At 36.4% G+C, this 15,141-nt stretch carries 10 protein-coding genes and 1 tRNA gene; 5 read left to right on the plus strand and 6 right to left on the minus strand.

The annotated features are described in order from the left end of the window. Positions 1-2: 2 nt before the first annotated feature. From DRF60_RS02750 to DRF60_RS02760, 3 genes are all read right to left on the minus strand, one after another. Positions 3-710 carry a polysaccharide biosynthesis/export family protein gene (locus DRF60_RS02750; protein ID WP_238639982.1) on the minus strand — a complete coding sequence of 236 codons (708 nt, stop codon included), beginning with the start codon at positions 708-710 and terminating at the stop codon, positions 3-5. A gap of 320 nt (positions 711-1,030) precedes the next feature. After that, positions 1,031-2,950: a polysaccharide biosynthesis protein gene (locus DRF60_RS02755; RefSeq protein WP_116010607.1), complete on the minus strand. Its 1,920-nt coding sequence runs from the start codon at positions 2,948-2,950 to the stop codon at positions 1,031-1,033. Positions 2,951-3,316: 366 nt separating this feature from the next. Then, complete coding sequence (locus DRF60_RS02760) at positions 3,317-3,766, minus strand: Hsp20/alpha crystallin family protein (RefSeq protein WP_116010608.1); 450 nt, start codon at positions 3,764-3,766, stop codon at positions 3,317-3,319. 328 nt (positions 3,767-4,094) lie between these two features. Here DRF60_RS02760 and DRF60_RS02765 point away from each other — a divergent pair, with 328 nt between their 5' ends. Then, complete coding sequence (locus DRF60_RS02765) at positions 4,095-4,382, plus strand: hypothetical protein (RefSeq protein ID WP_123902620.1); 288 nt, start codon at positions 4,095-4,097, stop codon at positions 4,380-4,382. Between the two features lie 333 nt (positions 4,383-4,715). After that, positions 4,716-4,787: transfer RNA gene (locus DRF60_RS02770), tRNA-Arg, on the plus strand. 176 nt (positions 4,788-4,963) lie between these two features. On the opposite strand, the gene DRF60_RS02775 is transcribed toward DRF60_RS02770, so the two are convergent. Both DRF60_RS02775 and DRF60_RS02780 read right to left on the minus strand, forming a co-directional pair. Beyond that, entirely contained in the window at positions 4,964-6,733 is a 1,770-nt protein-coding gene (locus DRF60_RS02775) for a TonB-dependent receptor (RefSeq protein WP_116010610.1), read from the minus strand. 86 nt (positions 6,734-6,819) lie between these two features. Continuing rightward, on the minus strand, positions 6,820-9,783 hold the full coding sequence (locus DRF60_RS02780; RefSeq protein WP_116010611.1) for a tetratricopeptide repeat protein: 2,964 nt from the start codon (positions 9,781-9,783) through the stop codon (positions 6,820-6,822). Between the two features lie 237 nt (positions 9,784-10,020). Here DRF60_RS02780 and DRF60_RS02785 point away from each other — a divergent pair, with 237 nt between their 5' ends. The 3 genes from DRF60_RS02785 (at position 10,021) to DRF60_RS02795 (ending at position 14,531) form a co-directional block, all read left to right on the plus strand. Next, the gene (locus DRF60_RS02785; RefSeq protein WP_116010612.1) at positions 10,021-12,261 is read left to right on the plus strand and encodes a CocE/NonD family hydrolase; all 2,241 of its coding nucleotides are present in this window, start codon (positions 10,021-10,023) and stop codon (positions 12,259-12,261) included. A gap of 112 nt (positions 12,262-12,373) precedes the next feature. Beyond that, on the plus strand, positions 12,374-14,050 hold the full coding sequence (locus DRF60_RS02790) for an APC family permease (RefSeq protein ID WP_116010613.1): 1,677 nt from the start codon (positions 12,374-12,376) through the stop codon (positions 14,048-14,050). A gap of 127 nt (positions 14,051-14,177) precedes the next feature. Beyond that, positions 14,178-14,531, plus strand: a complete 354-nt coding sequence (locus DRF60_RS02795) for a DUF962 domain-containing protein (protein WP_116010614.1) — start codon at positions 14,178-14,180, stop codon at positions 14,529-14,531. A 105-nt stretch (positions 14,532-14,636) separates the two neighbouring features. Here DRF60_RS02795 and DRF60_RS02800 read toward each other — a convergent pair whose 3' ends face one another. After that, a complete protein-coding gene (locus tag DRF60_RS02800; protein ID WP_116010615.1) occupies positions 14,637-15,092 on the minus strand; it encodes a lipocalin-like domain-containing protein in 456 nt (151 codons plus the stop codon). Positions 15,093-15,141: the final 49 nt, after the last annotated feature.

Consider the following 15,141-nt stretch of genomic DNA (forward strand, 5'->3'; position numbering starts at 1 on the left):
TATTATCTTGTTAAAGCAACAATAAGTGTCCCTGCCGTTAATAATGCACCAATAATCTGGAATGTAAGAGCTCTGTTCGGGTTTGTGTTTGCCTGAACCTGCTTATTTTTATCCGGTTGTACATATAATATGTCGTTTTGCTTCATATAATAGTACGGTGAGCTTACAATATCAGATCTGGAAAGATCGATATTAACCACCTGATCAACCCCATCATCCCCAGTACGGATAAGTTTTACATTCGTGCGATCTCCGTAATCCGTCATATCACCTGCAAGGCCGAGTGCCTGAAAAATATTTATCTTTTGGGAAACACTTTCTTTCTGGCCCGGTTCTTTTACTTCCCCCAAAATACTTACATTAAAATTTTTCAGAGTAATGGATACCATAGGGTCTGTAAGATATTTCTTCAAGCGTAACTCCAGATCCTGTTTAAGCTGTACCTGGGTCATTCCTTTAGCATATACACTCCCTAAAACCGGGAAAGAGATATATCCTTCTTCATTCACTAAATATTCACTTGGCTGTACATATTGATTTATTCCGGTCTTGGTATCGCTTCCTACCTTATTAGTTGTATTAAGATTAAATGGTTTTACAGCAATTTCGTCCAAAGCAGAAACAAGAATAAGAAGAACATCCCCTTCCTGAATATGCAAGCCCTGAAACTTTGCCCTGTTAACTTCCTCTTCCATATTATGGTTTGACATATACACCATATTCTGTTTAGGTTTACATGATAGCAAAGTAACCGACAACAGTATTATATACGTAATAATAGTTTTCTTCATATGTTATTTAAGTCTATTCGAATTAATACTCAATTTTATTAAAGATATTTGCAACAAAATACAGAATTAAGTATATTTTTCACATTAAATACAACTCCATCTATATGTGAAATGATTTTAATTAAAAAATCTTATTTTTAAAGTCAATTCATTCTGTAGCAATTTTCATTCCGATTAGAAATTAATCATAAAAAATATTTGTTTATTTTTCACTTATTTACAGTATAATCAAAACTATCTTACTGATAGACTTCACGTTCCTGAATTTTATCTAAAATTTCAAATTCCGAATTATTACTTATAAATTCCGGTACAATTATTTTCAGAATCTGAACGACCTGCAAACTCTCTTTTTTTATAGCAGACCGCATAATCTGCTTACATAAAAGCTCTATATCCTCAAATTCCATCAGCGGATCTCTTGAAATCATGATTTTCTCATGATGGGTAGGAATAGTAGTAGAGTTATCCGTTAGAAGTTCTTCGTATAGCTTTTCACCAGGCCTTAAACCTATAAAATCAATTTTAATATCAACATCCGGCGTATATCCGGATAGCTTTATCATCCTTTTAGCCAGATCCAGAATTTTAATAGGTTTGCCCATATCAAAAACGTAAATTTCGCCTCCATTTCCCATTGTTCCTGCCTGAAGCACCAGTTCGCAGGCTTCAGGTATGGTCATAAAATAGCGGATAATATCGGGATGAGTAATGGTAACCGGGCCTCCTTTTTCAATCTGCTTCCTGAAATGCGGTATCACAGAACCGTTAGATCCCAGTACATTTCCAAAACGGGTTGTGATAAATTTTGTTGTATTATCAGGAGAATTCTGTAAAGACTGCACAAAAAGTTCGGCAGCTCTTTTAGAGGCTCCCATTACATTGGTAGGGTTCACGGCCTTATCAGTAGATACCATTACAAAACGGCTAACATTATATTGCCTGGATAGCAAAGCTAAGTTTCTGGTGCCTCCGATATTTACAAAAACAGCTTCATGCGGATTATCCTCTATCAGAGGAACATGCTTATAGGCTGCCGCATGATATACTATTGAAAAATGGTAATCTTCAAATAATTTTTCTAGTCTGTAGTGATTCGAAATATCCGCCAATACAAATTTGAAATTTTGGTCCGGAAACCTTTCCAACAATTCAAGCTTGAGTTCATGTAAAGGCGATTCAGCCTGATCCACCACTACAATAAGGGATGAACCCAACTGAGCAACCTGCCTCACAATTTCACTTCCAATAGACCCGGCACCTCCGGTTACCAAAATACTTTTATTATAATGACGGCTTCTCACCTCTTCGCTTTCAATTTTTATTGGACTGCGGTCCAGTAAATCTTCAATTTGAAAGGGACTGATACCTCCTACAATACGATCTTCATTTATTTTGCTGAGGCACGGCGCTTTCAATACTTTCAACCCTCTATCCAGTGCAAGCGTCATCCACTCTTCCATTTCTTCTTTCTCCATCATTCCCCGGATTAGAACCGCATCAAATTGATTGGCCAGACTATGACTTTTAAGAAGTTCTTTTTTATTATAAATTTTATATCCTAGTAACATAGCCTTTTTAGAATCTGATCTGGCGCTAAAGAAACCTTCCAGCTGGTAAGCGTGCCCCGGATTATGAATAATTGCATTGGCCAATGAGACAGATTCGCCCCCTACTCCTACAACAGCAACTCTTATTTTGGATGGAACGTTCTTATAATTGAGATCCATAACCATACTAAAAATCTGTTTGGTAAGCATCCTGAAAAAAAACATCAGGAGAGTGGAAATGAAAAAAAATAAAAAAAGAGCCGGATACAAATAGAGCGGCCTGCCCAATGCCATATCTGATACAAAATTTAGCCCTAACAATACTATAAAGGTACTGCCCGAAGACCACAGAATTTTAAAAAAATCAAAAAAAGTGGAGTACCTTATTATTCCTGCATACGTTTTGAAAAGGAGCATAAATAGAATGTTTACTCCAATAATTGTTAAAATTTTTTCATTGAGATATTCAATAAAATAAATTTTTACGTACAGTTTTTTTAATAACAGATAGATCGTTAGGACAGAAAAGGAAACTATTGAAATATCAATAAAAAAAACTAACCACCTAGGTACATACCTTAACTCTTTGATTTTAAAAACATTCCCCATACTACAGATAAACCTAAAAATATTTATATTTTTTTATTTAATTCAACATTAAGTGGTTTTTAATTTTAAACAAATATAATTAATTATTGATATATTATTTAGCCATATATATTAATTTAACATATTATATAATGAAATTATATCCTATTTTAATAAAGTAATATTTACAGTAATCATATCTTACTGCAACACAGTATTTTTCAAATTTCAAACTAAAATGTTAAAATATGATAATGTTAAAAAAAACAAAATTCCTAAATGCTTATTTTAATTACAGATGACATATTACTGTTATGACCAAGGCATATCAATAAAAAAGAAGACCTAAAACAGGTCTTCTTTAGTTTCATGACAATTGAAATTACCTTAAGATATTTCGATCAATCTCGGTGGTTTCTGTTTGGCATCCTCTTTCTTTGGAATGGTCAGTAAAAGCAGTCCATTCTCATATTTTGCATTGATATTATCCTGATCGACAACATCTTTTGGAAGCTCCAAACTTCTTTGGAAAGACTGATAACTGAACTCCCTGCGGGTAAAGTTATCCTGCTGTTTTTCGCTGGTATCCTGTTTAGAGGATGAAATAGTCAACAGGTTTCCATCGAGTTTCACCTCGAAATCTTTTTTATCCATGCCCGGCGCAGCAATCTGCACTTCATAAGCATCTTCATTTTCCCTGATATTAACCGAAGGAACTGTTGTACTGGTCGATGAATAATTGTTGTTTCCCCAGTTAAAAAGTTCACGATTAAAAAAATCATCGAAAAGACCTGGAAGAGCTAAATAGCCATTCGGGTTTCTTTTAATAAGACTCATAATAATCCTTTTAAATTAAGTTAAACAATCATTTTATACACAAATCAGCTGGCCAGCTGTATATGAAAAACATCAAAAAAAATACCATGATGAAAAATGTCTTTTTTTTTGCAGAAAAACTGACAAAATTTCAGTTTATATTTCAAAATTTCCTATTTTCATTTTAAGCTGATCATTGTAAAATCCTTATTACTTTGTTCCATTTATACCTTCACGCAATTCTCTCCGTTAATGTAATATGATCTCACTCATAGACGTATTGATGAGTAAATATCTAATTTTGATAATTAAAGCATTCAATAGAATACTAACCATCATTATATCACTTATGAAAAATTTATTCTTATCAATCATGGCTATAAGCTTCACTGTTTTAGCTTGTAAAAAAAATAACGAAGAAAAAAATACAACTTCTGCTGACACAGTCAACACACAAAGCATTTATCCTGATACGGCAGCCTCATCGCCACAGAATCCTGAAGACAGTACAGCAAGCCGGGACAGTATAAATACAAAGACTCATATAGGCGGTAGAAAAACAAGCAACAACAATACGGGTAACACTACCGGAACCATTAATGCAGCAGTATCAGACAGTGCACGTCCTGGCAGATAAATTAGATAACTTTTTTATCGCAGGTCTCCTTACTGTCCATTTACGTATTAGTTTGGACAATACATACTGATTTAACCGGGCTATCCGTTGAAGTGAAATATTGCTTCAGCGGTTTTTATTTTGTGATTTTAAATTGAGCCCTATTTTAAACAACTGATTTTTAATCATTTGTCTCTACATTAATTGTTACCTGCTGTCAAAAGATAATGTTATCTTACAACGATTTTGGAATTTACCTTTTTCAGGCTTTATAAATTGTAAAAAAATCAGTATTTTCGCAGTCGGAAATCATAAGTGATAAGTCTTTTGAAGTTATTCACTGATGATGAACAGGGCTGCATAGTTTAATGGATAGAACTTCGGATTTCGGCTCCGACAGTGAGGGTTCGAATCCTTCTGCGGTCACTTCTTAATAAAAGAGAATTTGTATATTATTGAAAATTAAATAATTACATTTTCTCTTTTTTTGTTTTGAACTTTCAACAGCCACAGAGAAGAAATAAGGCATTACAGCTATAAAAATAACCCCTTACATTTGTAGGAATGTAAGGGGTTTTATTGTCTGGAATATTTCTTTAGGCTTAAAAGGTAATCTTCACTCCTCCCAGAATCTGTGCACCTAAGACTTTATAGCCTTTGTAGGTCTGGTAATTGGAGTTTAAAAGATTGTTTCCGATGGCAAAAACGCTGAAGTTTTTATGGAATTTGTACTCCGCGGAAAGATTCAAATCTGCATAGCCTCCTACTTTATCATCTCTGTTTTCCGTAGACTGGTAAACCATATCCGGATTGGCCACTCCCTCAAGAGCAAAAGAATTGGTTGTTCTGTCACTGGCAAAGATTCCTTTGAATCCTAACAGTAACTTTTTATCCAACATAGTATATTTCGCCCCGATGCTGGCATTAACTAAAGGAACGTTGTAAATATCTTCGTAATTCTTCAGGTCGTACTTAGTAAATCTTATTTCTCCGTCTAAAATCAGGTTTTCAAGAGGAAAATACTGTGCACTTCCTTTAATATCACTTACATTTCCGTCATCATAAACCGCAGAAAATGTATTGGCAAAATTATAGGCAGAACGGTTCAAAGTATAAACATTGTCGAAAAGGCTGTTTCCCTGGAAGAACATAATGTCTTTCATCTTTCCGTAACCTGCAGAGAAGTCGTATTTGAATGTTTCATCAATATCCCCTCTCAGTCCTATATAAAAATGGTATTTCGTCTCTGTTGGCTTTAAAAACTGGTCAGAAACAACAAATGGATTTGCCTGTAGCAGATCTCCAAAAGTATTAAGCTTTAAACCACCGTCTACCCCACCGTAGAATTTAAATTCTTTAGCAGCAGCAAACTGAAACTCAGCCTGTGGAAACCAGTACGTTTTATTATTTTTGACCTCACCGCCAAGCACATCATTTGAATTCTTAGCATTCAGGAAAGAAAACGTAGATCCCAGCATTAAGTAAGAATCTCCTTTTCTGAAAGTCACTTTAGGGTCTAAAGTCGTATTAAAAAAGTTGGATGAGTTTTTGTCTACCATTGCAAATTCCGTCTTCACAGCCTCCAATCCTACTCCTAAGTCCGCATTTAAATTGATTCCTGATTTTCCGATCTCAACAGCATGCTTGGAAAGATTCGCCAAAATAGACACCTGATTTTCCTGTGCATCAAAATGATCCTTTAGGAAAGAGGATTTTACCCTTACATCATTTAAAATCTCGTTGGAGTAAAAATCGTAATAACCGTTCACTTTGAACTGGCTTACTCTCTGCTTCAAATCAACATCAGCAGCAGGTTCCAGCGCATAGATTCCATAATATCTGTTATTATCCAATCCATATTGAGCATTCAGGTTGAATTTTCCTTTTTCGCCATATGAATTCAGGTAAGCTCCAATTGCCGTAGAACTTTGCTTGGAATCCCAGGCATATTCTTTTTTCAGACCCAAGGTAGAAAGGAAATGAAAATCCGCACCTACTTCCAGCTTATTATCAAGCGTCTTTGACATATTGGCATCTGCCAGGATTTTCCCGAAATTACCCATTCCGAACTGTACATAATTATTCTGAGCCGTTCCTTCGAATTTTGGAGTCACATCCTGTCCCTGAATGGTAGAAGTTTTGAAATCTGAAACCGCAGGTACATCCGTAATGGTATATTTTACAGGATTCTGGGATTTCTCTTCCGGCGGATAATTCTTGATCGTTTCCACAGAAGTTTTCTTCTTCTCGATTTTCTTCACCTCCGGCTCCCTCTTCTTATTAAGAATCAGTTTTTCCTCCTTGATCTGGGAAAACGCAAACTGCGAAAACCCTAAAAATAATATGGATAATAATTGAATTTTTCTGTTCATTGTTCAATATTTGTATTAATGTATAATGTCGGATGTATAATGTATTTACTGGACTTTGTACATTTTTACATTATACTTTATACACTTTACTTTTTAATCTGCTTTTTAACCTCTTTTGCTTCTGCCACGATCTCCGGAAAGTCTTTATAGTTCCCGATGATCTGATCGCATGTATAGCTCGCCTGATAATTATCTTTCAGCCCAACGTAGTTCTTAGCCATCAGTACCAAAGCTTTTGCCCCCCAATAGTCTTCGGATGCATAATTATTGGCCAGCTTAAAGATGGTCTCGTTTGAAGATTTGAATGCTTTTCCTTTATTCTGATAGTAAGCTTTTGCATACAATGCTTCAGCTGCCACCGATGTATTGGATGATTTTTCAAGAGTAGTATAAGCTGCCTGCGCATCTTTATCTTTTCCTGAATTCATTAAGCTTCTCGCTTTGATCACTTTCGCAGTTTCAATGACTGCGGCAGAGTTTTTCGTATTGGCAATCACTGCATCTGCCAGTTTTTCAGCCTGAGAGAAGTTTTTCTCATCCGCGTACATTTTCATCAGCTCCACATTTGCATAGTTTTTAATGCTGATATCTGAAGAGTTTTTGAGATTTTCAAGGTATTTTTTGGCCTCTGCCATATTCCCCTGAGCAATGGAGATCTGTGCCAGACGAGTCTGTGCATCATCCTGGTAATCATTCTGAACGGAGGCCACTTCCTGAAGAACAAGAAGCGCTTTCGTAGCATTATTGGTTTGATAGTAGCTTTCTCCCAGCTCGTATTTAGCCTGGTAAAGACCTTCTCCGGTAGGATTCTGCGTTAAATATTTTTCGTAGTAAGAAATAGCGTTTTTGTAGTCCTTCTTAGTGAAATACTGCTTTCCGGTAGACAAATTAATTTCATCGATCTCAGAAGCATCTACATTCACCCCGATACTTTTTGCAAAGCTTTCATATCCTGAAACGTCTCCATTTTTCGTGAAAACAGGCTTTGCTGCCTGAACGATCTTCTCAGCATACGCTGTATTTTTATACTGCTCTCCTAAAGATTTAAGCTCAGAAAGCGCTTTATCGTTTTGGTTCTGGTCAATATAGTTCTGCGCTCTGTAAATAGAGGCGTTCGCAATAAGGTCTTTATCCGAAGATGTTTTGATCACTTTAGCAAAAGCATCATTGGAGTTGGCAAAATCATCCTGGGCAGCGTAAGCCGTTCCCATTTCATACTGAGCATCATCATAATATTCAGAAGACGGATATTTGGATAAAAGATTCTTTAGATTGGTAATTTTTGCCTGTGTGTCCCCTTTAAACCCTAAAGCCATCGCTTTCTGGTATAAGGTATAGTCGGTGGCATCTTCATTTTTATCGTAAATGGCAATCGCTTCGTTCAGGTCATTATTCGCGTAATGAATATCTGCCAGGCGGAGTTCCGCATCATTTTTAAATTCAGGCTTCGGATTGCTCAGATACTGCTTGAAGTAAGCCTGAGCCTGATCGAATTTTTTAGCTTTGAAATAAGCATAGCCTAAATCATATGGAAGCTGCTGTTTTTCAGGGAAATTTTCGTTAATAAGCTTCTCATAACGAACAATGGCAGACGGATAATTTCCTTTTTGATAATATACCTGACCTAACCAATATAATGCTCTGTTATAAAATTCTTTATTGATATTGAATCCTAAGCTTCTCAGGAAATACTTTTCAGCTTCATCATAATTTCCTTTATTGAATTCTTCCGTTCCTAATAAATAAGAAACCTCCTGATCCACTTTATTGATCTCGGGAGTAGAATCCTGAAGCCTGTCGATTGCATTCAGCGTTTCTTTATAGTTTCCGGAATATAAATAGGATTTCACAAGGAGCGATCTCATTTCCGAAGCATTCGCATCATTCTGATTGTTATTGATATAGCTTTGAATCACCGCAGAAGGGCTTTCAAACGGGTTTCCGATATCATAGCTTAATTTTGCATACTGTTCGTGTGCTAATTTCTTCACCTTGGCATCGTAATCCATCTGGTAAGAAGAACGGAATGCCGAAAGAGCTTCCTGCTTTTTATCAACGGCCAGATAAGCATTTCCTAACTGATAGTAAGCATTCTGTGCCAACGCAGAATTGCTGTTGATAAGCTGGTTATAATAAGAAACCGCTTCATCATATTTTTTAAGCTGAGCGGCTACAAAACCCATTTCATACAGGTCATTTTCAGAAGGATTCTGCTGCACACTCAAATAATCTTTAAGGTGCGGATACGCTGAAGTATAATCATTTTTCATGAAATAACTTTCTCCGATAATCTTATGAACTTCTGCTTTGTAAGAGTCAGAAATATCCTCGTTCAGAAGAGCAGTTCCCTCAGTAATTGCCTGGTCATAATTCTTGTCATTATAATACATCTGTACATAATAAGGACGTACCAGCTTAGAAAACTTAGGCTGGTCCTTTACTGAATCAAAATATTGGAATGCTTTATCGCTCTCTCTGTTTGAATAGTACAAGTGCCCCAGCATATAAGCAATATCTCCTTTTTGGGATTCATCAGCTGTTTTATAGGCTTCCTCCAGAGCATCTGTAGCCCCTTTGGTATCGCCCATCATGAACTTGGCATAGCCCAGCTTCAGAATATACTGTGTATTCTCTTCTTTTGAAAGCTGGTACTGATTCACTTTTTTCAGGGTCTCTAAGGCCTTTTCAAAATCTTTTTTAACCAGATAATAATCGGCCAGCGGTAGATTAGCCTGAGCAAAATATGCAGAATTAGGATATTCTTTCATGAAGGCCGTTAACCCTTCCTCCGCATGGTTTTTCTGCAAAATCACCCCGATCACGTTATCAAAAAACTGCGCTGCTTCCTTTCTCGATTTGGACAAATTCTGATTATAGAAGTATTGTCTGGCATATTCGAACTGGGAAGCATTGTATATTTTGGTCTGATAAAGATTTTCTGCGAGGTTGAATCTGTAATTGTCTTTCTGTGTAAAGTACTGTGACTGTTGCGCTTCGGAAGTTCCGAAATAAAGCACGGCAGCTGAGAGAAGGATTTTTTTTGAATTCATTCTTTTTCTGAATAAAAAGATTAGTCTATATGAGTTAACGAAAATATTAAAAACTTATTGTTTAAGCAAGTTTTAAAAGGTTTAATAATTCAAAATATCCATTGAACACATTTCACTATTTGATGATAAAAAATGATTACTTTAGTATCATAAAAGTTAAATAAATATCAATATAGAATTATCATAAAATATTTTGATTTAATCTTCATTCTACAGCAGCTAAAAACATACCATATTATGAAAATTAAGATACTTTTAGCATTAATATTTCTAAACCTGATGCATGCTCAGAAGTTTTACTTCCCAAAAACAGCAGTAACAGACTCCACAGTTCTGGAAAAACAAATGCCCCAGCTGGCATCAAAACTGATCACTCAAGCCCCATTGCTTAAGCTTAAAAAAACCAATAAACTTGCCTATTTGGATAACCTAATGCGTTTAGAGCTCGTTGCTAAAGACTATAAAAGATCCAACGCCGCTTTAGCAGATTACCGCAAGGAATTTGCAGATCATAATATGGCAGGAAATAAATTTATTGCCTATGAATTGTATAGCCTGGCAAAAATTATTGAGGAAAAGGAAAAAATAAGTTTTCCTAATGCACTTCAAAAAGCATTCAATAAAAAGTATGAAAGCCTTTCTGATCAACTGATCACTAAAGTGGGTATTGCTGTTGATGGAGATGTTCCTGTTTCCAGAAAATTATTAAAAGAAGCGTTGAACAAACAGAAAGATAAGGATAGCATAGATTATGCCTCGGCTCTGGCGTTATGCAAAAGCTATTTAAACTATAAAACTTTTTCCAGTACTAAGCCTCAGATTGTACAGTTAGTGAAGTTAAAAGACCAGGAAAAATTCATTACCGAAACAAAGGATCTGAGAACCAAAAACGGAAATACCCTGACGATCACTATTGTCAGAAAAAAGGAAAACCCGGCTCCACTTCCTGTTATTCTTACCAATAATATCTATGCCGGACCTTTTGATTCATATTTTGGAAAAAGAGCTGCCGTTTACAATTATGTAGGAGCTGTTGTGAATACCCGTGGCAAAAGAAACAGCAATGATGAAAACAATCCCTTCGAGCATGAATCACAGGACATTTATGAAGTTATAGATTGGGTAAGCAAACAGCTCTGGAGCAATGGTAAAGTCGGAATGATCGGCGGAAGTTATTTAGGGTTCAGCCAGTGGGCAGCGGTGAAGAAATTGCACCCTGCCTTAAAAACAATTGTCCCACAGGTCGCTGTAGGAATTGGAATAGACTACCCTGCCCAAAACAATATATTCATGAGCTATATGCTGCAGTGGATTAATTATGTGACCAACAATAAGCTTACTGACGAAGCGGATTTTAATAATTTCACAAAATGGGATTCTATTAATACGGCATGGTACAAAAGCGGAAGATCATTCAGAGCCTTGGATACCATCAGCGGTAAGCCTAACAGGATATTTCAAAGATGGCTGGATCATCCGGGTTACGATCAATATTGGCAGAAAATGGTTCCTTATAAGGAAGATTTTGCGAATATCAATATTCCTATTTTGACGACTACCGGGTATTATGATGATGATCAAATTGGCGCACTTTCCTACTTTAAGGCTCATCATCAATATAATAAAAATGCCAATCATTACCTGGTAATGGGCCCATATGATCATGGCGGTGCGCAAAGCTTTGGCTTTACCTTTGTGAACGGCAGGCCCATAGATCCCGTGGCCAGAATAAGCATTGATGATTTAGCTTTTTCCTGGTTTGATTATATTCTGAAAAACGGTAAAAAACCGGCTCTTTTAAAAGACAGAATCAACTTTCAGGTAATGAATACCAATACATGGAAACATGCTTCTACTCTTGAAAAAATGCACACTTCAACGCTTAAGTTTTACCTTCAGAATCGTAAAGGCAATTCATCCGTTTTTAATCCGCCTGCAGAGAAAAGCTTTATTAAACAGACCGTTGATCTTAAAAACCGTGATCAAAAGGATACTTATCATGCTGTAAGTAAGACAGACAGTATAAAAATCACAAATTCGATATATTTTGAAAGTGAAGTGTTAGACAAAGACCTTATTATCAGTGGAAACCCGGCCGGGTTCTTCAATGTTGCCATTAACAAAAAAGACTTTGATACGGATACATATCTATACCAGATACAACCGGATGGCAAAGCTTTCCTGTTATCAACCCATATTGTAAGAGCGAGCTATGCAAAAGACAATGCTGTCCGTCAGCTTCTTGAACCCGGTAAAATAGAACAGATCCCTATAAAAAACTCAATATTCATCAGTAAAAAAATAGAAAAAGGAAGCAGGCTTGTTCTGTTGGTGGGTGTCAATAAGAGTCCAAGCTGGCAGATCAATTACGGAACAGGAAAAAATGTAAGCGATGAAACAATCAAGGATTCCGGTGAACCGTTGGAAATAAAATGGTACAGCGACAGCTATGTCGAAATACCTATTTATCAAGAATAAAAGCCTTTAACGCTTATAGTCTCAGCCTTTTTAACGAAATATTATGATTACAGCGAGTACCAAAATAAAAAATCATTACATTTGCTTTTTTTCAAACTCAAATACATATTGAATGAATCAACTTTTTAGAAGGAAAAACTATTCAGAAACAGATACTTCTACCAGCCTTTTAAGGGTTTTAGGTGTTTGGGATATTGTTTTTTTTGGTATTGCGGCTATTATTGGAGCAGGAAGTTTCAGCAGTTTAGGTGAAGCTGTTTTCAGAGGCGGCCCCGGAGTGATTCTACTGTATTTGATTTGCGGGTTTGCCTGCGGGTTTACCGCACTATGCTACGCTGAATTTGCCAGCAGAATTCCTACAGCAGGTTCTGCCTATACGTATGCCTATGCAAGTTTCGGGGAACTTATTGCATGGGTGATCGGATGGGCCCTGATCATGGAGTATTCTTTCGGAAATATTTATGTAGCCTTTTCATGGTCCGACTATTTCACCAGCTTCCTGGAACGTCTGGGAATGCATATTCCTGATTATCTTACCTGCAGCTATACGGAAGCAAGAAAAGCTTTTCAGAATGGTTCTGAGAATAAGGAACTTTTAAACGCATGGAAATCTGCCCCATTGATCGGCAGTTTAAAATTCATCGTTGATGTTCCTGCATTAGTGATCAACGGTCTCATTACGTGGCTTTGCTACGTAGGGGTGAAAGAAAGTAGAAATTTCAATAATTCTTTAGTTATTTTAAAACTGGCGGTTATTGTTTTAGTGATCCTGGTAGGCTTTGCTTATATCAATACGGATAACTGGACGCCGGTAAATCCGGAAACACAAGTAGCTTCCTTCATGCCAAACGGTTTTGCGGGAGTAATGAGTGCAGTTTCAGGGGTTTTCTTTGCTTACATCGGTTTTGATGCATTAAGTGTTCTTTCCGAAGAGACTAAAGACCCTCAGAAGACCCTTCCTAAGGGGATGATTGTTTCTCTTGTGCTTTGTACGGTAATATATATTGCTTTAACACTTGTATTGACCGGAATGGTTGATTACAGGAAGTTTGATGGTATAGGAGATCCGCTTTCATTCATATTCGAAAAATCGAATGCCAATGTGGCCTGGATGGAACTTGTGGTTTCCTTCGTAGCTATTGTTGCCATTACTACTGTATTATTGGTGTTCCAGATGGGACAGCCGAGAATCTGGTATGCAATGAGCCGTGACGGGCTGATGCCTGAAAAATTCAAGACTGTACATCCGAAATACAAAACGCCTTCATTTGCAACTATTATTACAGGTATTGCCGTAGGAGTTCCTATCTTATTTACAGATAAAACATTCATCCTCGATTTCACAAGTATCGGAACGATTTTCGCTTTCGTACTGGTGTGTGCCGGGGTTTTAATGCTTCCTGCAAAACAGAAGATCAAAGGCAGATTCCACCTTCCTTATATTAACGGTAAATTTATATTCCCTGTTATTTTTATCGGTGGGTTAATAGGTTTCTATATCTGGCAACCGGAATTCTTTAGCAACCTGATGGACTGGAGCAATCCTAAAGAAGGTGAATTCAAAGCTTCTATCTTCGTTTTCATTCTGATCAACCTGGTGCTGTGTATCTTTACCTTTATCAAGAACTTCTCTTTAATTCCGTTAACCGGTTTAAGCTCCTGTTTATACCTCCTTACCGGAATGAGCCATGAGAATTGGTTCTGGTTTGGACTCTGGTTCGCTTTAGGTCTGGTGATCTATTTCTGCTACGGTTATAAAAACAGTAAGCTCAGAAAAGAAGCAGCGTAAAAAAACAATATAAAATGCATATAATAAAAGGCAAATTTGCAGATCAGCAAATTTGCCTTTTATTTTTTTTCATGAAATCGGCAGAATTATTGCATAGATCTCAACAGAAACTATAACTAATATTGCCATGTCAGAAAGAATAAAAACCTACGGAGAATTTTATCAGTTCTATCTTACTGAGCACAGTAAAATGGGAACAAGGATCTTTCACTTTATCGGAACTTTTCTGGTATTTGTTGTCGTCTGGTACGTCATCAGCTCAGGCAAAGAAAGGTTTCTGTGGTATATTCCAATCTTTGGCTACGGTTTTGCCTGGTTCAGCCACGCAGTTATTGAGAAAAATAAGCCGGCTACTTTCAAATATCCGCTCTGGTCATTGATCTCTGATTTCAGATTGTTTTTTGAACTATTAATAGGCAAACAGAAATTCAGAGGGATAGCTCCGGTGCCAAAGGAAACAGAGGATTCCGGGAATTTGTAGGGCTCTTTATTTTTAATAATAAAAGTCACCTCCTGAATCTTTAAGTGTAATACTTAGAGTTAGATTACCTTTAAGTTTTAAAAATCTCCTGTTTTTAGCGGTGAATTAATATTGTTTTTCCAGAATATCATAATGAACGGTATTCATTATTTTCTCTGCTAAAGCATCTCCGTCCACTTTGGTATATTCCGGTCTGTACGTTGAAAACACAACGGTTTTATCTTTATTAAATGTAACAGTTACTTCTTCAAGAATCTGACCTTCGACATAAAATTGAAGCCTGTCATCCACTATCTTCCAGAACGAAAGCCTGGGTTCAGAAGGCATACAGTTTCCCGAACTTCCTTCCATATAATTATAGATAGCAAAACCGTCATCTCTTATGGAATAGTTTCTCATCAAACGACAATTGTCAAAATCTTTAACTACTTTTTTCTTATTTTCATAAAAGCCGGATTCTTTCAGTTTCCAGAATCCTGTGATATCCTCTTTCTTTAATTGCTGGGCACTGAGAAAGAAACTGGCTGTAAGAAACAATATTCCTGTGTATATTCTGTTCATTATTAAATATAATTGTAATTCTTTTATTTAAAACATTTTGAGAGAGAAT

Source organism: Chryseobacterium elymi (assembly GCF_003385495.1).
GTDB classification, from domain to species: domain Bacteria; phylum Bacteroidota; class Bacteroidia; order Flavobacteriales; family Weeksellaceae; genus Chryseobacterium; species Chryseobacterium elymi.